Origin of the sequence: Mesorhizobium sp. WSM1497, from assembly GCF_001672455.2 — a bacterium.
Lineage (GTDB): Bacteria > Pseudomonadota > Alphaproteobacteria > Rhizobiales > Rhizobiaceae > Mesorhizobium > Mesorhizobium ciceri.
In genome coordinates this window covers 6,170,223-6,189,692 of the sequence record NZ_CP021070.1, presented here as the reverse complement: position 1 = coordinate 6,189,692, position 19,470 = coordinate 6,170,223, and the positions used below count along the sequence as shown (strand labels likewise).

Sequence of the window (19,470 nt, the reverse complement as noted above, 5' to 3'; positions counted from 1 at the left end):
GAATTCGGAGCTTTTGCAGCAAAGTAGGTCTCTCGGTCCGCCAGAAGCGCCAAAGGCCAGACCCCAATGCTCGACGCGTGGTCACGTCACCTCGGAGGGCGAGAAAAGAGTGTTGGGGAACGGGTACGCGCGGCCTCAGTCGTGCGTTCAATGGAAAGCACTGTGTGAGGAGGATCCTCCCCATCGTGCAGTGACAGGAGATGGTCACCGATTTCCTTATCCGCTGCCGTGAGCCGATGATTCAGGCGAAGAAAGTCCATCCAGGTCGGCGTGCGGAATGTCTCTGTCCAAATCGAAGGCGTTTGAAGATTTCGCTGCAGTGTCCAGTTTCGCGCACCGGCACGGCTCTGAACATGCCGCCTGGCGCGCATGTAGCCCAGAAAGGTCTCGATGTTCTCTTCGGGTATCCGATACTCCACCTTGACCACTATGGGTCCACTTCTGGGCTTCAAGTCGAGTGCCAGCTCCGGCGGGCGAAAATCCGAACTTTCCTGATCCGTTTCCTCCCATGGACCGACCGGTAACAGCATTCCCGCAGCCGCAACCAGCAACAGAGCGCCGGCGGCGCCCTCCAAAGCCCAGCCTAAGGAGTAGTTCTGTGCGACAGTACCCCAGATCCAGCTGCCAGCCGCCATCCCGCCTGCGCTCAAGGCGTAGTAGATCGACAGTGTCCGGCCGACCACCCATCTGGGGCTTGCCAGTTGCACCGACACGTCGATCCCAGTCCAGGTGATGAGCCAACCCGCGCCGCCGAGTGCCAGCGAAACGACCGCCACGGGGACCGATGATGTGAGTGCAAGCGAAAGGCAACATGCCGCACAAGCGACAGAGGCGAAGGACACCAGCCTGTTTTGAGACGTCATCCGCCTTAGAAAGCTATTGCTCATGCCCGCAATGAAAGCACCCATCCCGAAGCCGGCCAGCAAGATGCCGTAGATGATCGGGCCGCTCTTCAGCTGGTCCCGGACAAATAGAGGCAGCAATGCAAGGATGGAGATGCTTGCCAGGCCGAAAAGGGTTGCACGGGCAATCGCTGCCCTGATCTCCAGGGACATCACAGTGAAGCGCACTCCGTCATGAATTGCCATCGTCATGCGTTCACGAGGGAGAGGGGAAGTGCGAACCTTCCATCGTGTGCGCCATATCGCGGTTAGCGGCGCCAGATCACTCAGCGCTGCCAAGGCGAAAGCGGCAAGCGGTCCAAGAAATGCCAGGACCACGCCCCCCAAAGCCGGACCAACGCTGCGTACAATGTTGTATCCTACGGACATGAGGGTGACCGCGGCCGGGATGTCCCTTTTGTGAAGGATATCGCCAACAGATGCGTGCCAGGCCGGATCATTCAAGGCAAAGCCGCAGCCAGCCAGGAAACCCAATGCAAGAATTAGCCATGGACCGGCAAATCCCAGACCCACGGATATCATCAGCGTCGTTGAAGCCAATGCTATCAGGCAGTGCCCCGCAAACATCACCCATCGGCGGCTGAAGTTGTCGGCAATGGCTCCGGCAACGATTGAGAGGAGGAACACCGGCAAGGTGGATGCAGCCTGCACCAGCGCAACCATCAGGTCCGAAGCGGAAATCGTGGCCATCAGCCAGCTGATGGCCACCGTTTGCACGAGCCAACCGAGGCTGGATATTTGTGTGGCGGTCCAGATCGAGCGAAACACCGGGTTTCGAAAGGGAGCGAGCGTTGCTGAGGCAGGCAGATGGGTATTGTTTTCGGACTGCATGATCATTTGATGCCTTCGAGGGGCCGCTTGTTCAATTCTCGGCTGCCGGTGCTGCCGCTACAATATTGATCTATGGACCAGAAGGGCCGGACTTATCGACCAGGACGACTTCGTCGAGGTGAGGAGGGGTGATGAACTCTGTTGGCTCCGCTCTCCCATGCTGGCGCCGACAACCTTCGAAAGACAGCATTGCCGATCGTGCTGATCGACAGAATCATCTGCAACTTTGATCGCTCTGGCCTGACCACGCCAGCGCCCATGAAGCTTGTCGGCGACCATTTTTTCGTGCGCCCGTTCGTTCGTGTCATCGGTGACGGATCCTGTGCATGACCGCGTACGGCTAAATTCCTATGACGAGTGCGCCTCCGCTGAGACCGGCACCGGCCGCGGCAAGAAGAATCTTTTCGCCTGGCCGAAACGGCTGCGCCCGATGCGAAAGCGAGAGCGAGAGTGGGATCGTCGCGGCCGAAGAGTTGCCGTAATCGGCAATCGTCTTGACAATTGCTTCATCCGCTATGCCCAGATTCCTGCCGACCGCATCGAAGATCCGGGCATTGGCCTGGTGCGGCACGAAACGATCGATGTGTTGCGGCGGCATTCGGGCGGCCGTGAGCGCACCTCTCGAGCAGTCAGTCATCATCTCTACAGCCCTGGCGAACACTTCACGCCCGTCACTGATGGTCATACGGGTTTGCTCGAGGTCCAGCTCGCCATGAAACGGCGTGTTGCTGCCGCCGGCGGGAATCTGAATCAGCCCGTAGCGCGAGCCGTCCGAGGCCATCGCCGCGCCGAGAATGCCTCCGTCCGGCTCTTTGCACGGGGCAACCACCACCGCGCCGGCGGCATCCGCAAACAACACCGCGCTTGCGCGCTCGGCCGGATTGATGCGGCGGCTGAGGATATTGGCGGCAATCACCAGGCTCGCTTTGCCATGGAGGCGGGTGAACCCATCCGCCAACATCAAGGCATAGATGAAGCCGGCGCAGGCACCCGTCAGGTCAATCGCACCGGCGCGGTCGAGCCCGAGCCGGTGGGCCACCAGCGGCGCGCTCGGTGGCAGGAGATGGTCGGGCGTGGACGTGGCCAGCAACAGCAGGCCGATATCGTCACGGTCGACACCGGCATTCGCCAGCGCCATGTCGCCGGCGCGCGTGGCAAGGCCCGATAATGTGTCTTCGCCCGTTGCCCAGAAGCGCGACCGTATCCCGGTGCGCCGCTCGATCCAGCCGGGTTCGAGCCCGAGACGACCTTCGATTTCCGCGTTATTGACCTTGCGCGCCGGCGCGTGATGACCGAAACCGACGATGCGCGACGACCGGATCATGATCGCGAACCGAAGCGTTCGCCGGCCTCCTCTATGGCGTCATAGAGCCCGTCCAGTTCGTCGCCGGTGATGCAATAGGGCGGCAAAAGATAGAGGACATTTCCGAGCGGGCGCACCAGCATGCCACGTTCGAGGAAAAAAGCGCGCAGTTTCGGCCCGATCTCCGCCAGATATCCGGCCGAGCCGGTGCGCAGATCGAGGGCTAGGATCGTGCCGTTTGCTCGGCCCTCGGCGAAGAAGGGATTGTTTTGGAAGCGTTGCAGGCCATCGGCCTGTCTCGCACTTAAGGCCGCAATCCGCTTGGCGACCGGCTCGCACCGCCAGACCTCGACATTGGCAAGCGCGGCCGCGCAGGCGATCGGATTGGCGGTGTAGGAACTTGAGTGGAAAAAGGTCTTCTTTCGGTCCACGCAGTAGTGGGCCTCGAAGATGGCATCGCTGGCGAGCGTGGCTGCCAGCGGGACGGCGCCGCCAGTCAAGCCCTTCGAGGTGCACAATATGTCCGGTGAGATCGATGCCTGCTCGCAGGCGAACATGGTTCCGGTGCGCCCCCAGCCGGTCATCACTTCGTCGGCGATCAAGAGCGTGCCGGACGCTTCAGCGATCCGCTTCAATTCCGCCAGCACCCAGGCCGGATACATCAGCATGCCGCCGGCGCCAAGCACGAGCGGCTCGATGATCAGCGCGGCGGCGCGGCGGTCAAGAGACAGGGTCTCGAAACGATCCAGCGTTTCCTGCTCCCGCCCCGCGGCCGGAAAAGGAATGGTGTCGACCTCGAACAACAGCGGTTCGTAGGCGGCATTGAACACGCCCCGGGCGCCGACGCTCATCGTGCCGATCGTGTCGCCATGATAGCTGTGTTCCATGGCGACGATGCGCGAGCGCGGCGCGCCTGTGTTGCGGAAATAGCCGAGCGCCATCTTCAGTGCGACTTCAACGCTCGTGGAGCCGCTGTCGGAATAAAAGACCCAGTCGAGGCCTGGCGGCACCATTTCGATCAGCGCCGACGCCAATTGCTCTGCCGGCTCATGGGTGAGGCCGGCGAAGATCACCTGGTCAAGCATCTCGGTCGCAATCCGGATCGCTTCCATGATCCGTGGCTGGCGGTGCCCGTGAGTGACCACCCACCAGGAGGAGATTGCGTCGAGGATACGCCTTCCGTCATTCGTCTCCAGCCAAGCTCCGTCGGTGCGGACGACGGACAGCATGGGCGGCTCGATCGCGTGCTGGGTGAAGGGATGCCAGACGCGCGACCGCGGCATCACTCGCCTCCAGCCATCTGCGCAAGGTCGAAGCTTGCAAACATCGCCTTTCTCAGAGTTTCGCTCGTGAGCGGAGCGAGGTGTGGCAGTCTGCCGAGCTGACGCACCGCGCCCAACTCGGTGATTGTCTTTTGCGTATCGGCCGCCTCTTCACCGATGAAGACAACGCCGATCAGCGGGATCGAGCGAGCCCGCAGGGCTTCGATCGACAGCAGGCTGTGGTTGATCGTGCCGAGTTCAGTGCGGGCGCACAGGATCACCGGCAGCCGCCATTCAGCGAAGATGTCAATGAATCTTGTCTGTCGATTGATCGGCACCATCAGTCCGCCAGCGCCTTCGATGACGAGCGGTGTGGGCAGGACCGGAAATGAAAGATCGGCAGGCTCGATCGAGACACCGTCGATTTCGGCTGAACGGTGCGGCGACAAGGGGCTCCTCAAGCGGTGGGCCTCCGGCAGCACCCGCCCCGATGGCAGGCCAGCGAGCCGTTCGACCACCTCACTGTCGGTCTCACCTTCGAGACCCGATTGGACCGGCTTCCAGTAGAAGCCGTCGAGCAGACCTGCGAGCCCCGCGGCGAAAACGGTTTTGCCAATTCCCGTATCGGTTCCCGTGACGACGATGCGCTTGCTCATGCCGTGGTGGCCAATACTTCGGCAAGCGTCTCGACCATGACGCGAATGTCAGCCTTGCCCACGTTGAGCGTCAGCGAAATGCGCAGCCGCGAGGTACCCTCCGGCACCGCCGGCGGACGAATGCCGCGTAAGTCGAAGCCGCGAGCCTGCAGAGCCGCCGCGACAGCCATGGTGCGCGCCACGTCCCCAATGACAAATGGGTGGATCTGCGAACCGCTGGGCTTGGCTCCGCAATGCTCGGCCAGTTGCCGGCTTGCGAAGGCAACGTGCTCGTGCAAATCAACGCGGCGCATCGGCTCGTCGACCAGCATTGCGAGCGCTTCGCGCGCAGCCACTGCCATCAGCGGCGATGGTGCGGTGGCGTAGATAAACGGACGGCAGCGATTGACAATATAGTCGCACAGCACTCGCGGCCCGGTGACGAGCGCGCCCGATGCGCCGAGTGCCTTGCCGCATGTATGGAGAGCCACGATGTTGTCGCGGCCCTCGAACGCGGCGGCCAGCCCGCGGCCCCCCGGTCCCCAGACACCTGTGGCATGTGCCTCGTCGACCAGTATGAAGGCCTCGTGCCGATCGGCAAGCTCAACCAGGCTCTCCATCGGCGCGCAGTCGCCATCCATGCTGTAGAGGCTTTCAACGCCGATCCAGATGCGGCCAATGCCGCCTTCGGCGCGCCAGCGCCTGATCGCGTCCTCAAAAGCATCAATGTCATTGTGTGCCACCAGCCTGAACTCGGCGCGTCCTGCCCGGGCCCCTTCATGCATGCTGGCATGGGCGAGTTCATCGAGGATCAACAGGTCGCCCTTCTTCACCAGGGTGCTCAGGAGGGCGAAGTTGGCCATGTAGCCGCTGCCGAAGAACAGCGCCCGTTCGGCCCCGAAGAACGCGGCAGCATCTGACTCCAGCGCCTCATGCTCCGGCGCGTTGCCGCGCAGAAGCCGCGATCCGGTAGCGCCCACAGGGGTGCCCCGCTCGATTGCCGCCGCGACTGCATCGCCAAGTCTCTTGAAGGCAGCAAGCCCGAGATAATCGTTGGACGAGAAGTCGAGCCCGACCCGCGGCGCCAGTGCGCGCAGCCGGTCCTTGCGTGCCAACCCCTGCAAGGTTGCTTCAAAGCGGGCGAGCGGTGGCTCGTTCATTTCGCCTCGCCTCGCATCGGTTCGATGCCCAGACGTCTAAATAGACGAGTATCCTTGTCCTCTCCGGGATTGTCCGCAGTCAGCAGCGTGTCGCCGACAAAAATGGAATTGGCGCCGGCAAAGAAGCACAGCGCCTGGGTCTCGTCGCTCATCGCCGTCCTGCCGGCGGAGAGCCTTACATCAGACTTCGGCATCATGATCCGGGCGAGCGCAATGGTGCGGATGAAATCGATCGGATCGATGGGTTCGGCATCGGCGAGCGGCGTCCCCCTGATGGGGATCAGCATGTTGATCGGCACGCTTTCGGGCGGCTCGGGCAGGTTCGCCAGCGTCACCAGCATGTCCATGCGATCGGCCTTTTCCTCTCCCATCCCGACAATGCCGCCGCAGCAGACCTTGATCCCAGCCTCGCGCACGCGCCCAAGCGTTTCCAGCCGGTCGGCAAAGGTCCTGGTCGAAACGACCTTGCCGTAATAGCGCGCAGAGGTGTCGATGTTGTGGTTGTAGTAGTCGAGACCGGCCGCCTTCAGGCGCTGCGCCTGGCTGAGGTCGAGCATGCCGAGAGTCATGCAGGTCTCCAGGCCGAGCGCCTTCACGCCTTCGATCATGGCGAGCACGGCGTCCATGTCGCGCTCCTTCGGACTGCGCCAGGCAGCGCCCATGCAATAGCGGGTTGCGCCAGCATCTCGTGCCTTGGTCGCCTCCTCGACGACATGTTTGACCTCCATCAGCTTCGAGGCCTTCAGGCCGGTTTGGTGATGCGCAGACTGGCTGCAATAGCCGCAATCCTCCGGGCATCCGCCGGTCTTGATGCTGAGAAGCCGCGACAGCTGCACCCGGTTGCGATCGAAGTTCTGGCGATGGACCGTCTGCGCCAAGAAGAGCAGATCGTTGAACGGCATTCCGTATATAGCCTCGGCCTCTTTGCGGCTCCATCGGGCTAGTGCTGCCTCCATCGACTGCGTGGCAAAGTCCGAGTCGCACTCCTCGTTCATTTCCGTTGTCATCGTCAAAGCCTCTATTGCCGATCAGCGAGCGCACTCACCAGTCCGTCGAGTGGGAGCCCCTTCCGATTGGCTCGTCGGTGGGCGCAATATTGGGATCCGGAAGTAATGAAGGGTGAGCCGCATGAAGCGTGCTCTTTCGCGCCTTTTGGTGCGCGCAGCCCGAGCACGTTGCTCCCCATTGTGTTTCCCGTTAGTTCAAATGAGTGCTGATGTTCCCGCGAGTTGGCATGTCCAGGCCGATGTCGAGAATGGGCGCGCTGTGTGTCAGCCATCCGACCGAGATGAGATCAACACCCGTCGCAGCAATCGCCGGTGCCATTTTCGGTGTCACCCGGCCGGAAGCCTCCGTGACGGCGCGGCCCCCAACCATTGCCACGGCGCGGGCAAGGTCCTCAACCGACATGTTGTCGAGCAACACCGCGTCGACCCCCAGCGTGAGCGCTGTATCGAGCTGCTCGAGGGTCTCGACCTCGACCTCGATCTTCACCATGTGCCCCGCGGCAGCGCGCGCCCGCTCTATTGTCGTGCGAATGTCGCCGGCGATCGCGATGTGGTTGTCCTTGATCAGGAAGGCGTCGTCGAGCCCGAAGCGGTGATTGGCGCCGCCGCCGACGCGTACCGCATATTTCTCCAGCGCGCGCAGGCCGGGCGTCGTCTTTCGCGTGCACACGATCCTCGCCTTGTGGCCACGCACGGCTTCGACCATCGCTGCCGTGGCAGTGGCAATGCCGCTTAGATGACACAGAAAATTGAGCGCCGTGCGCTCGGCGGTGAGCAGGCCCCGCGCCGGTCCGCACAGCATGGCGATGATTTCGCCCCCCGCGACATCGCTGCCGTCAACTCTCCAGATTTGCATGTCGATCGCAGGTTCGACGAGCATGAAGGCGAAGGCGGCCAGATCGAGCCCGGCAACGATCCCCGTTTGTCGCGACTTCAGCACCAACGTGGCGGTGCGATCGCGCGGGATCACGGCCTCGCTGGTCAGATCGCCGCATCTGCCCAGGTCTTCGAGAAGAGCACCGCGCACGATCGGTTCGATCAGGGTTGAGGGAAGCGGTGAGAATTTCATGTCAGGGTACTCCGCATCGGCGCTCGCCAGCTGAGTGCGACGGCGGTCTGTATTGCGCTGCGCAGTGTCAGTCGTGACTGGCGCGCATCTGCATCGCGTCCGGCGAAATCGGAACGATAGTGCGAGCCGCGGCTCTCTTCGCGCCGCAGAGCCGCAATGGCGATCATCAGCGCGACCATGGCGGGGTCAGACGCCGCGCTGTCGTGAGCTGCAACCGGCAACAGGGTAGCCACCCCGTCGCGTAGCGTCTCGCCGTCGCGGACGATGCCGAGCGCGGCGGAGACGATTGGACGGATGCCGGAGGCGTCCGGCCGTTGAGGCACGAATGCCGAACACACGCGTGGTCGCCGGGTGTGTGATGCGTCGGCGACGCTTTCAGCAACCCAGCTCGCCGTCACCACTGCTTCGATAAGCGAGTTGCTGGCGAGCCGGTTCGCGCCGTGCAGACCCGTGCAAGCGACCTCGCCGCATGCCCACAGTCCCTCGATGGAGCTGCGGCCCGCAGCGTCTACTGCAACACCGCCCATGTGATAATGTGCGGCCGGGCGCACCGGGATCAGGTCGGTCGCCGGATCGATGCCGGCCTGGCGGCACAAATCGGCGATCGCCGGAAAGCGCTTGTCAAATCTGGGACCCAGACATTGCCTGGCGTCAAGAAACACACGGCGTCCGAGAGCGAGTTGGCGCCAAACCGCGCGCGCAACCACGTCGCGAGGCGCAAGCTCGCCCCCTGGGGTATCACCCAGGAAACGCTCTCCCTGCTCGTCGACGAGCACAGCACCCTCGCCACGCACCGCCTCGCTCACCAGCGGCATCGGCCGCCGCGGGCCCTCGAGGGCGGTCGGGTGGAATTGCACGAATTCCAGGTCGGCGAACTCCGCCCCGGCACAAGCGGCGAGCGCGAGCCCCTGTCCACATGAGCCAGGCGGGTTTGTCGTCTCGCTGAACAAGGCGCCGATGCCGCCGGTCGCCAGCACCGCGCGGCGCGTTGGCAAGGCGATTGCGCCCGTGCACCCGGCCGCGACCACGGCGATGATCGCCCCGTCTTCCACGACAAGCCGGCGGGCCTCGACGTTTTCCAGGACAGTGATGGAGGCTGTGCGCCGTGCTGCCGCGACCAGCGCGCGCACCAGTTCGCGACCGGTGGCATCGCCCGCCGCATGCACGATCCGCCGCTGCGAGTGCGCCGCCTCGAGCCCCAGCCGCAAGGCGCCATCAGCGCGTCGGTCGAATGCGACTCCAAACCGCTCTAGAGTCCTGATCGCTTCAGGTGCAGCTCGGACCACTCGCCGCACCGTTGCCTCGTCGCAGAGGCCGTCGCCGGCCGCCAGGGTGTCACAAAGATGAAGTTCGGGACTGTCTTCGCCGCCGACACTTGCAGCAAGACCGCCTTGGGCGAGCTCGCTGCAGGCTCCGGTTCCCAGCCCCGCATTAGATAGAAGCACAACCGGTTCCGGCGCCAGATGGAGCGCGGTCATCAGGCCTGCCAAACCAGAGCCGATGATCACCGGTGCCCCGCCAATGTCATGAACGTCGAGGCTCATATGGAAAGCATTCGCTCGACTGAGTGGCGCGCGCGCTCTGCAATCCCGGCGGCGATCCGAACCTCATGCCGGTTCTCTTCGAGCGCGGCGCGGATGTTGGCCAAGGTGATGCGCTTCATGTGCGGGCAGAGATTGCAAGGGCGGATGAACTCGATTTCGGGATGCGCGACCGCGACATTGTCGCTCATCGAACATTCGGTCAGCAGGACGACGCGCGCTGGTTTCTCCCGCTCGACATAATCCAACATGGCCGCAGTCGAGCCGGAGAATTCCGCTTGTGTGACAATCTCGGGCGGGCATTCTGGATGGGCGAGCACGATGACCCCAGGATGTGCATCGCGCAATTCCCGGATGTCGGTCGACGTGAAGCGCTCATGCACTTCGCAGTGGCCCTTCCAGGCGATGATCTCGACATCCGTGTCCGCCGCAACGTTTATCGCCAGGTATTGATCGGGCACCATGATCACGCGCGGCACGCCGAGAGATTCCACCACCGCGCGGGCATTGCCCGAGGTGCAGCAGATGTCCGACTCCGCTTTTACCGCTGCCGAAGTGTTGACGTAGGTGACAACCGGGACCCCCGGATAGCGCTGCCGTAGCTGCCGCACGTCCTCTGCCGTGATGGATTCGGCCAGCGAGCAACCGGCGCGGAGGTCCGGAATGAGGACCATCTTGTTAGGATTGAGCAGCTTGGCCGTCTCGGCCATGAAATGCACGCCGGCAACCACGATGACCTGCGCCTCGACCGTGGCCGCCTTGCGGGCCAGTGCGAGGCTGTCGCCGACGATGTCGGCCACGCAATGGAAGATCTCCGGCGTTTGGTAGTTGTGCGCAAGGATGACCGCGTTTCGATCGCGCTTCAGCGCAAGGATGGCTTCAAGGTCGTCGGTAAACGCCGGCCATTCGACTGGCGGAATCACCCGCCGGACGCGCTCGTACAGGGACGCAGCCGTAGGTAACGCCCCAGTCATCAGCGCCTCCGCTTATATTCGATCTGACAATAAGGGGAATATGTCTACCTTGACTATAAGTATGTCAAGCCCGCGCGAGCGGCAATTTTGTCCCGGCCCCAGCCCTGTCGTCGAGGACGGCATGCCGGAACCGATAGAGCTTTGCCGGTCGCCCGCCCGTCTCGAGGGAGGTCTCGCCAGTTTCCTCGACCAACTCTTGCTGCTCAACAAGCCTGCGGAAATTCGGCTTGTTGATGAGCCTCCCGGCGAGGGCCTCCACGGTCCGCTGCAGCTGAAGCAGCGTGAAGGACGGCCTCATGAGCTCGAAAACCACCGGCCGGTATTTGATCTTGGAGCGTAGCCGCGCAATGCCCGTCGCCAGGATTCGTCGATGGTCAGCGACCATTGCCTTGCCAGATGTCACCGCAGGCGTTGCGTCCCGCCCGCGGCCAGCCTCTTCGATCAGGGCAGATTCATAGAGCAACTCATAACGCTGTAGGGTGAGTTCCTCATTCCAATTGCGGTGGTCGAAACCGAAGGCAATCGCGGCGCGCTGCAGGCGTTCGCGTCGCGTGGTGGCGTCGCTGGCGCCCTCAGCCCACTCACTCAGGCGTGGTCGTAAGATATCGAGCACCACCGGCGTGCCGGAGCGATGATCTTCCCAGGGCAAATACTCGTACCAACTGCGCCACCCACAACTAGCGGAGCCCGCTGCCTGTTCCTTGCGAGTGAGTGCGAGATAGCTGATTGAGATGGCGCGTTCCTGGGGCTCGGCACCTATGCGGTCCCGATCGGCGAAGGTGTAGAGCTGCTCGATATAGCCGAGCGGGTGGCCGGTCTGTTGCTCGACCCAACCCCTCAGACCTGATTGCAGCGATCGATGCTCCAGCGCATAGGGGCCGGACGGAAGGGTATCCGCGTTCCCGATGGTGAGAAGACAGGGATCACTGTCAGTTACGGCGACGACAACGGCGATCAGGTCCACTTTTGCTTCGTCGGCCTTGACCGCGGCTCTGCCTTTTCTGGTTCCTTTTGCCTGATGGTTCATGTTCGCGAAGGTGAGTTGTTCCCGAATTCGGGGTTATCAATCGATTGAATTTAAGCGTTGCTGCACGAACGTCAACACCGCACAGCTGGACGATCTTTTTTGCACTTCGCACTCGCACAAAAATATGCCAAACGCGACACCCGCGGGGGGTAACGCTAGGGAAGGATGCATCGTTGAGTGCAACGGGTGAGACAAAGGCGATCACACCGCCGGATATCAGCGCGCGGAAAGGCCAGGCTCCACTCGTCTGCCTGACGGCATACACCACGCCGATAGCCAGATTGGTTGATCCACACTGCGACGTCGTTCTCGTTGGCGACAGCGTTGGCATGGTATTGCACGGCCTCTCATCGACGCTGGGCGTCACTCTCGACATGATGATCATGCACGGCCAGGCGGTGCGCCGCGGTCTGGTGCGATCATTGATGGTCGTTGACCTGCCATTCGGCTCCTATGAAGAGAGCCCCGTGCAGGCCTTCGGCAACGCTGCGCGCCTGATGGCGCAGACCGGTTGTGCGGCTGTGAAGCTCGAAGGCGGTGAGAAAATGGCCGAGACCATCCGCTTCCTCTGCGCCCGCGGCATCCCTGTCATGGCGCATGTCGGTTTAACGCCTCAGGCGGTCAATACGCTCGGTGGCTACCGCGTCCAGGGGCGGGGAGAAGATGCCGAGCGCATCAGGCGCGATGCCAATGCGGTTACGGAGGCCGGCGCATTCTCCGTGGTGCTGGAGAAGGTGCCCGAACCCCTCGCAAAACGCATCACTGCGGAGATCGCCGTCCCCACCATCGGCATCGGCGCCTCACTCGCCTGCGACGGCCAGATTCTGGTGAGCGACGATATGCTCGGGCTTTTCAGCTCCTTCCGGCCGAAATTCGTCAAGCGCTACGCCGAACTTGGCGAACAGGCCGATGCAGCGATTGCGGCTTATGCCGCTGACGTCAGGAGACGGTGCTTTCCGGCGGCGGAACATCTCTACACACACGAGGCGAGGGCCGGAGACGTCACATGAGCGTGCCGATCGTTCGAAGCACTGCCGAGCTCCGCGCTGTTACCGCGCGATGGCGTCGCTCAGGCGCCAAGGTCGCCCTTGTACCGACCATGGGGGCCTTGCATGAAGGTCATCTCAGTCTCGTGCGTGCTGCGCTTCAGAAGGCCGATCGGGTAGTCGTGACGCTGTTCGTCAACCCCAAGCAATTCAACAGTGCCACCGATCTTGATGCCTATCCTCGCACGGAAAACCAAGATGCTGCAAGGCTTGCGCCGCTCGGCGTGCATTTGCTCTATCTGCCGGATGCAGAAGAGATGTATCCGCCAGGCTTCGCCACGAGCATTTCGGTGTCCGGCATCAGCGAGGGCCTGTGCGGCAGCTTTCGGCCGGGCCATTTCGACGGCGTGGCGACAGTCGTTTCCAAGCTCTTCCTGCAGACCGGCGCTGACTTGGCCTGTTTTGGCGAAAAGGACTTTCAGCAGCTTCAGCTGGTCAGGCGCATGGTCGGCGACCTGGACATTCCAATCACCATCCTGGCCTGTCCGACAATCCGCGAAGCCGACGGTCTTGCACTGTCCTCGCGCAATCTTCGGCTCTCGCCAGCACAGCGCGCCATTGCCCCAAAGTTGGCAGCGGTCTTGCTGGGGGTGGCCGATCGGCTTGCGCGCGGCGCTCCTGTCCTTCCCACTCTTGCGGAAGCGCGCGCAGCAATCCTGGCTGCCGGCTATCGCGAAGTCGAGTACCTGGAACTTCGCCGCGAGGCAGATCTGCAACCGCTGACGAGCCTTGACCAACCGGCACGCTTGCTTGTCGCGGCATGGCTAGGCGACATACGGCTTATCGACAACATAGGAATGTCACCAATTGGTGCAACAAATTAGAGGCTCGCGGCGCTGCATCGCCGCACAACAGGCTCATTGACCAGGAGCAGAGCAATGCCCGCGATTAAGCCGACCAGCTCGCAAACGTCGAATGGATCGCCAATCATTTAGACGAAGGTCTGCGCCGAGCAACGGCACGGAGGTTTATGCAAAGCGCAGATGCATCGCGTGTTTGAAAATTTCCTCGAGCAACTCTCCGAAAGCGTCGATGCTGTCGATCTGTGTGAGACAATGGCGTCTGCCGCAGCCGCGTTAGACTTTCCGCTCTTTGCCTATTTCAGTTGCCCGTCAGCTTCCGGCCGGAAGCCGCGCTTGATTTCGAATTATCCCCCATCCTGGACATCGCGCTATATGCAATTGCGCTACCACAGGCATGATCCGGTGATCCTGCGCGGGCTTCAAGGCTGGGACACCTTTGATTGGGGTGTGGATTTAGCTCGGCAACATCTCCCGGCTTCACAGCAACGGATTCTGGAAGAAGCAGCTCGATTTGGCATTCGTTCCGGGTTGACCATGTCGATACATGACCATCGCGGCCGCTTTGCTGCGCTGACCTTGGCTTCCGACCAGCCCCGTCCGCCTCTCTTGCGGTCACTGACACGGTACGAGCAAGCATTGCAGCTGGTCGCGATCAGCTTTCATATATTTGCCCGGCGCAGGCTCGCCGAAGATTGCGTGGTCAATGGCGTAATCCTGACCCCGCGAGAATTCGAATGCTTGAAATGGGCGGCGGACGGCAAGTCGGCCTGGGATATCAGCCAGATTCTCAGCGTCTCGAAACGAACCGTGACCTTCCATCTGGAAAACGCCAAGGCAAAACTTGGCGTGCGAACCATCAACCAAGCCGTAGCACGGCTGGCTTCTTCCCGACATTCGAGATCCTGATTCCTTTCTGCGGATACCTGTAAAGGTCTACAGGCTGCATGATTGTCGGCTTTGCTCTTCGATGGCGGGACCACATCCTGCACGGAGGCGACAAATGATGCAGCTAATCACACCTGAGCTCTACGATGAGTTTTCAAGCGAGCTCAAAGAAATGTACGGACTGAGGCATCGCGTTTTCAAGGAAAGGCTGGATTGGGATGTTCAGACCGAAGAGGAACTGGAAACAGACGCATATGACGGGCTGAGGCCCGTCTATCTCCTTCTCAAAGGATCCGACTGGCGCATTCGCGGTTGCGTCCGTTTTTTGCCGACGACGGGACCGACAATGTTGCGCGACACGTTTCCGATGCTGCTTGGCGAGACCGCGGCGCCAGCGAGTGCCCGCATTTGGGAGAGCAGTCGTTTCGCACTCGATCTCCCTGCATCAACGCCCAAGGCTGGAGGGCTGGCCCAAGCAACCTACGAGCTATTCGCGGGCATGATCGAATTCGGCTTGTCGAACGAACTCACTCGGATCGTGACAGTGACCGATACGCGCATGGAACGGATCCTGCGTCTTGCAACTTGGCCGTTGGCGCGCATCGGGCATCCCAAGGCGGTGGGCAACACGGAGGCGGTCGCCGGCTTTCTCGAGGTTTCGCACGCTAGCCTCATGCGCATCCGCTGGAGGGGACGTTTGAACGGACCTGTATTATGGCAGCCGGTTCTCGGCCTGTCGGCATACGCTTAAGATCTTCCCACGCTTGAAGGCGTCATCGCGCTGCCGTTGGCCAAAGGCGTTTCAGAAGCTCACATGAGGCCTCTATCGACGGTCCGGGGGGTCCATATTGCGGCGAAGGCTGGCGGCTCCAGCAAGGGAGCGGTGCGCAACAGGAAGCTGACCTCAATCACCGCCCGCGCGCTTTCCAACGGAGCTACTAAAGGAATCAGCCTTACGGCTTTGATACCTACGTGAAGCGATGCAGCGCGCCACTGCGCGATGACGAGGAGGGGGCATCGCCGGCCGGGCCGGTCAAGCGGCCCGTGAAGGTGGAAAATCTTCTGCCCAGTCCGCGAGCGGACCGAGAAGGTCCCCCACCTTCCGCACCACGCCACTTGACAGTCCCGCCCGCCGCAGTGGGGCGGGCTCTCGCCATCCCCCCGGAAAGACCGGGGAGGCTTCGCTCGAAAGGGCTTTCCCGTCGGGAAACACACACTCAGGACACAGACCATGACCGAACTCGCAAACTTCATCCCCCTCAACGAGGACGGCACCTATCTCGATGGCGTCGTGCGCTGGCGTCTGTGCTAATCGAAACCACGTTCTTCCACAGGTGCAATCTTGCTTCTGTGAAATAAAATCACCTCGTACGAGCTTCCATATTCCGTCTTCACTCCATCCAAGCCGTATCTCTGCGCCAAGGGAGCCCATGCGCCTAGTTCATCGGGGAACACTTGATTACCCTGCTCGTCCATGACCGCTAATTTCAGGGGCTCTTTCGCCTCGACAACAAAGTACTTTCCAGAACTACCTGCATAGCCGCGTGCCGTGTTTACATCGTTTTCTGAGGTCATCCAAATTGCGTCGCCCGTGTGCCCGCTTTGCCCGCGACCGCCCCACACCCCATCCCTGTTAGCGTGGTTGAACTTTGTTCCCGCCGGAAGTTCTTCCATCTTCTTCCTCTCCCAACCAACTGAGGCTGCCTGATCTATGTGGTGAACGGTTTGTCCCTTGCCCTTAGCCGAAACCTGACTACTCGGTACGAGGACGATCACGGTCGCAGCAAGGATCATCCCCTTCCAGAAAGACGGGGGATGCACTCGATGAATCGGGATGGCCGCGGTGGCGGTCTCTTTCGGTGAGGATCTCATGTAAGGATTTCCTTGTGCTCGTTTGTGAATTGTCCGCCATCGCATCCATTTCGCGATCGTCAAGTCGAATGGAGTTGCCGTCAGGTCTGATGACCCGGCGGCGGTCTTCGCTGGCGGGTATGCCATGAGCGCGGCGAAGATCAGGCCGCCGGCCAGTTGTATCCAGTCAATGCTGGCGCCTGAAATAGCGATAGCAGGTTCCTGCGGCACCGGGCTGGCGGCCGGCCAAGCCAGTCCATCCGTAAAGCTCTGAGTAGCGGCAAGTTCCTTATGCAGATCAACCCGCTTGGGCCATTCGGGGTCATGCAGGCAGGCGAAATTCACGATCGAAGAGGCCTCGGGCATTCGGAAGGCAAGTGCATGTGACAGATGACGTATCCCGAGATAATTCACGCGTGCGACAATGTCCCGATCCAGCGTGCCCGAGACGCCTGCGGCATTGACGAGGCCGTCGATGCGTTCGGGGAACTGGGTAAGCGCTGCATCAATTTCTTCGGGAGAATCCTGATCGATGCGAAAGAACGCGTCCAGCATCACGACGGGATCCTCCAGATCGACTCCAATAAGACGCACGCCTTCGCACCGGGCGAGACGGGCGACTTCGGCGCCGACCCCGGAGCAGACACCGGTTACGACAACGGTTTTACCGGCAAGCTTCAACGGCTTCTCCATCTTTTCGCAAAGGACGGCGCTCTCGAATGTCTGATCAGGTCGCGGCGTCCTTGACCGCCGACGCCGATTGGTTGAACTCCTCGATGCCGCCTCAGACTCCCGGGCGTGCCGTTGCCCGACTCGGACGTTTCGTGCCTCAGCGATTGAAGCAGCGATACGGGCCGATGCACCGCAGGTGCTGTCGCTTATGTCGGTTCGGGTACGATCGACAAAACTGATTCTATGCATGGTGTTCATCCATACCGTAGATGCAAAGCGCCCGTCGGCTTGGACGGTTCAAGCGCAAAAGCCATGCCAACTGACAGAGCGCTTCGGCCTGGCTTGCTAAGGTATGGTTTGGCGCAGCCGGTGCCACCGAGAGACCTTCGGCCCTCGATCGCGAATGCGATACCCTCCTTTGCGGATGTCAGAAGCTGGAGAATAGAGTCCCCGCCTAATGGCCGCTCATGCTGAAGCGGTGGCCAAGATTCTCCTGAATTGCCCCTGACCGATAGTGAGTCGATTCCCTTACCTGGGCTGACAATGGGTTACGCAATTCAGGCCAGGCAACCAATCAGGCATGTCGAACTCGCGCGTTAAGGCCGTAGAGCGCAGCCGCAAACGCCAATATTGCTCAAGCCCTGCTACAACTTTGCAGCCGCCCGTCTATTCCGGTCGTCCGAAGAACTCTTTCCTGTGGCGAGCTGACAACAGACGCAACCCGGCGAGATTTCTCGCGACACGGAAGGGGCGCTTCAGAGCGCTTCTGCTTACGAAATACATCTGCATGAGGCTCGGAGTCTTATTGTGCGACCCCTGGTGTGCAACACGGTACACAGCGGCCCGGAACGGGAGGCAATTCAAGGGAGTTCCGCGCTTGGCCAGAGCTGGTGCTATACGGACGTGGCTGCCAAGCGTATCTTTGATCCATTCGATGGGGGCATCTTCGATTTTTGCCGGCAGCCCGTACAGATCCGAACGAATGATCAGCGATGTTCCGCAATAGTGACTGAACTGGTCACGACAGAGCAGAACATTGCCGCCATCGTCCCAGCGATACCCCTTGTCAATCCTCCAGCCGTTTTCGTTCGGATGCTTAGAAGCATACTGCACGATACGAGAGCTTACCAAATCGTCGTCGTCAACGATCATGAAGAAGCGGCTGCCAGCGGCATTGAGCATGCCGGCAAGAACACGGCGGCCTTTGTCGGCGCGGAATGAATCCAGAAAGTCGTTCTCAGTTGCATCGCCTCGCTCATGAATGTCGTTCGGTGGAAAGCTCACCCGGACCACCGAGAACTTATCGGGCATGACAGGAAGATCGGCCCCGTCATTGGCAACCACTATGCCTCGCCAATCGGGGTTGGTTTGATTGGCAATGGATGTGACGGTTTGGGCGAGGTTCCTCTTCAGGAGGCCCCAATCACGCGCGTTATCCTGATGCCTGACAGGAACAATGAACGTTACGGCAGTCATGACAGTCTCCAGTCTTTGACTGTGCCAACCGCCTGTTCTCTTGCCCATCTAATGCCGTCGTCATTCGACATTGCCTTGTAGGATAGATCGGTACCCCCTGAAAAAGCGTTCATGAACCGGCGAATTTTTCCGTAGTTGTTGTCCAGCACCGCGTGGGGGCGCCCTATGAGAATCGAACAGATGTGCACATGCAGGCGATCCGTAAGGATGGCCTTGCCACGGGAAATCTGCCGGATGCCGCGTCGAAAGCGGTTGTTGGCCGCGGCATTCAGTTTGCGCAACCGCACTTCTGAGGGGCTGAGGTGCAGCAACGCAGATGCCGCACCGAGCGCTTTTGCAACGCCCACCCTCGAGTGGCGCTCGGTGATCCAGTCCTCCCTTGGGATATGGGGATAGACAGAGAAATCGACCGCTCCGACCTGCTCCTTGTCCTGGCGAAGCATCGCGAGCACCGGGAAGCGGGGCGCATCAGGCTGCACACTGCCGATGCAAAAAGCCATGTCGGGGCAGAGATGCACCTGGCAATCGAACTTTTCCCGGGCGAACAGAAGGGATTCCTCGTCGCGCACCAGCAGCACGAAGTTCTTATGTCGGCCAATGGCGCGTCTGCTTTGCTCAAGCCGTTCCGGAGAGCTGTAATGGATCGATTGCGGAAACTGGACGATCTGCCGGTCGGGAAACAACTCCAGTATATGTTCCCGGAAGTCCTGGTGAGATACCCATAAGTCGCCGAAATTGCCGCCCCCATGGATAAATATGGGCCCACTCGGAGCCGTCCCCTTGAGTTCATCATGGGAAAAATCGTCCGTCGTGCAGACATAGGAAGGCCGCTTTGCGTAACGATCCTTCAAATAGGCAATCCCAGCCATATTGCCGAGTCGCCACAGTTCTTGATGTCGGGAAAATCCAGTATCGCTATCGGCTCATCGGGCCTGACGAACATCTTTAGGCAATCATGCGTTATGTCCTGCAGCGCAGCAATCAGTTCTAGTTCCTGAGCACCTGGCATCGTACCTCTCTTTTGAA

Annotated in this window: 17 protein-coding genes and 1 pseudogene; 5 read left to right on the top strand and 13 right to left on the bottom strand. The window is 61.1% G+C overall.

Annotated elements, in window-relative coordinates; all coding sequences use genetic code 11:
• Positions 1-86 precede the first annotated feature (86 nt).
• Complete coding sequence (locus A9K65_RS30315; RefSeq protein WP_064993354.1) at positions 87-1,733, bottom strand: MFS transporter; 1,647 nt, start codon at positions 1,731-1,733, stop codon at positions 87-89.
• A 141-nt stretch (positions 1,734-1,874) separates the two neighbouring features.
• Between A9K65_RS30315 and A9K65_RS30310 the strand changes: the two genes are divergently transcribed.
• A complete protein-coding gene (locus A9K65_RS30310) occupies positions 1,875-2,063 on the top strand; it encodes a hypothetical protein (protein ID WP_064993304.1) in 189 nt (62 codons plus the stop codon).
• A 10-nt stretch (positions 2,064-2,073) separates the two neighbouring features.
• Here A9K65_RS30310 and A9K65_RS30305 read toward each other — a convergent pair whose 3' ends face one another.
• From A9K65_RS30305 to A9K65_RS30265, 9 genes are all read right to left on the bottom strand, one after another.
• Entirely contained in the window at positions 2,074-3,057 is a 984-nt protein-coding gene (locus A9K65_RS30305; RefSeq protein ID WP_064993303.1) for a beta-ketoacyl-ACP synthase III, read from the bottom strand.
• The gene (locus A9K65_RS30300; protein WP_064993302.1) at positions 3,054-4,319 is read right to left on the bottom strand and encodes an adenosylmethionine--8-amino-7-oxononanoate transaminase; all 1,266 of its coding nucleotides are present in this window, start codon (positions 4,317-4,319) and stop codon (positions 3,054-3,056) included. Before A9K65_RS30300 ends, A9K65_RS30305 begins: the two co-directional genes overlap by 4 nt.
• Positions 4,319-4,954, bottom strand: a complete 636-nt coding sequence (bioD, locus tag A9K65_RS30295; RefSeq protein WP_064993301.1) for a dethiobiotin synthase — start codon at positions 4,952-4,954, stop codon at positions 4,319-4,321. The genes A9K65_RS30300 and bioD overlap by 1 nt, the downstream gene beginning before the upstream one ends.
• Entirely contained in the window at positions 4,951-6,093 is a 1,143-nt protein-coding gene (locus A9K65_RS30290; protein WP_064993300.1) for an 8-amino-7-oxononanoate synthase, read from the bottom strand. Before A9K65_RS30290 ends, bioD begins: the two co-directional genes overlap by 4 nt.
• Positions 6,090-7,100 (bottom strand): biotin synthase BioB, encoded by a 1,011-nt coding sequence (gene bioB / locus A9K65_RS30285; RefSeq protein ID WP_064993299.1) that lies wholly within the window; start codon positions 7,098-7,100, stop codon positions 6,090-6,092. The genes A9K65_RS30290 and bioB overlap by 4 nt, the downstream gene beginning before the upstream one ends.
• A gap of 190 nt (positions 7,101-7,290) precedes the next feature.
• The gene (nadC, locus tag A9K65_RS30280) at positions 7,291-8,169 is read right to left on the bottom strand and encodes a carboxylating nicotinate-nucleotide diphosphorylase (protein WP_064993298.1); all 879 of its coding nucleotides are present in this window, start codon (positions 8,167-8,169) and stop codon (positions 7,291-7,293) included.
• Positions 8,166-9,713, bottom strand: a complete 1,548-nt coding sequence (locus A9K65_RS30275) for an L-aspartate oxidase (protein ID WP_064993297.1) — start codon at positions 9,711-9,713, stop codon at positions 8,166-8,168. Before A9K65_RS30275 ends, nadC begins: the two co-directional genes overlap by 4 nt.
• Positions 9,710-10,684: a quinolinate synthase NadA gene (nadA, locus tag A9K65_RS30270; RefSeq protein WP_064993296.1), complete on the bottom strand. Its 975-nt coding sequence runs from the start codon at positions 10,682-10,684 to the stop codon at positions 9,710-9,712. Before nadA ends, A9K65_RS30275 begins: the two co-directional genes overlap by 4 nt.
• A 64-nt stretch (positions 10,685-10,748) precedes the next feature.
• Positions 10,749-11,711, bottom strand: a complete 963-nt coding sequence (locus A9K65_RS30265) for a hypothetical protein (RefSeq protein WP_064993295.1) — start codon at positions 11,709-11,711, stop codon at positions 10,749-10,751.
• A 173-nt stretch (positions 11,712-11,884) separates the two neighbouring features.
• On the opposite strand from A9K65_RS30265, the gene panB reads away from it, so the two are divergent.
• The 4 genes from panB (at position 11,885) to A9K65_RS30245 (ending at position 15,196) form a co-directional block, all read left to right on the top strand.
• Positions 11,885-12,721, top strand: coding sequence for a 3-methyl-2-oxobutanoate hydroxymethyltransferase (gene panB / locus A9K65_RS30260; RefSeq protein ID WP_064993294.1), 837 nt, complete (start codon positions 11,885-11,887; stop codon positions 12,719-12,721).
• On the top strand, positions 12,718-13,581 hold the full coding sequence (gene panC / locus A9K65_RS30255) for a pantoate--beta-alanine ligase (protein WP_064993293.1): 864 nt from the start codon (positions 12,718-12,720) through the stop codon (positions 13,579-13,581). The genes panB and panC overlap by 4 nt, the downstream gene beginning before the upstream one ends.
• A gap of 159 nt (positions 13,582-13,740) precedes the next feature.
• Positions 13,741-14,466 (top strand): LuxR family transcriptional regulator, encoded by a 726-nt coding sequence (locus A9K65_RS30250; RefSeq protein WP_064993292.1) that lies wholly within the window; start codon positions 13,741-13,743, stop codon positions 14,464-14,466.
• Between the two features lie 94 nt (positions 14,467-14,560).
• Positions 14,561-15,196, top strand: a complete 636-nt coding sequence (locus A9K65_RS30245) for an acyl-homoserine-lactone synthase (RefSeq protein WP_064993291.1) — start codon at positions 14,561-14,563, stop codon at positions 15,194-15,196.
• Positions 15,197-15,753: 557 nt separating this feature from the next.
• Here the strand turns inward: A9K65_RS30245 and A9K65_RS36190 are convergent.
• The 3 genes and pseudogenes from A9K65_RS36190 to A9K65_RS30225 all read right to left on the bottom strand — a co-directional run bounded on the left by A9K65_RS36190 (position 15,754) and on the right by A9K65_RS30225 (position 19,453).
• Complete coding sequence (locus A9K65_RS36190) at positions 15,754-16,977, bottom strand: hypothetical protein (protein ID WP_224655955.1); 1,224 nt, start codon at positions 16,975-16,977, stop codon at positions 15,754-15,756.
• Positions 16,978-17,634: 657 nt separating this feature from the next.
• Positions 17,635-18,444 carry a galactosyl transferase gene (locus A9K65_RS30230; RefSeq protein ID WP_064993289.1) on the bottom strand — a complete coding sequence of 270 codons (810 nt, stop codon included), beginning with the start codon at positions 18,442-18,444 and terminating at the stop codon, positions 17,635-17,637.
• Positions 18,441-19,453: pseudogene (locus tag A9K65_RS30225) on the bottom strand (polysaccharide pyruvyl transferase family protein). Before A9K65_RS30225 ends, A9K65_RS30230 begins: the two are co-directional and overlap by 4 nt.
• Positions 19,454-19,470 lie beyond the last annotated feature (17 nt).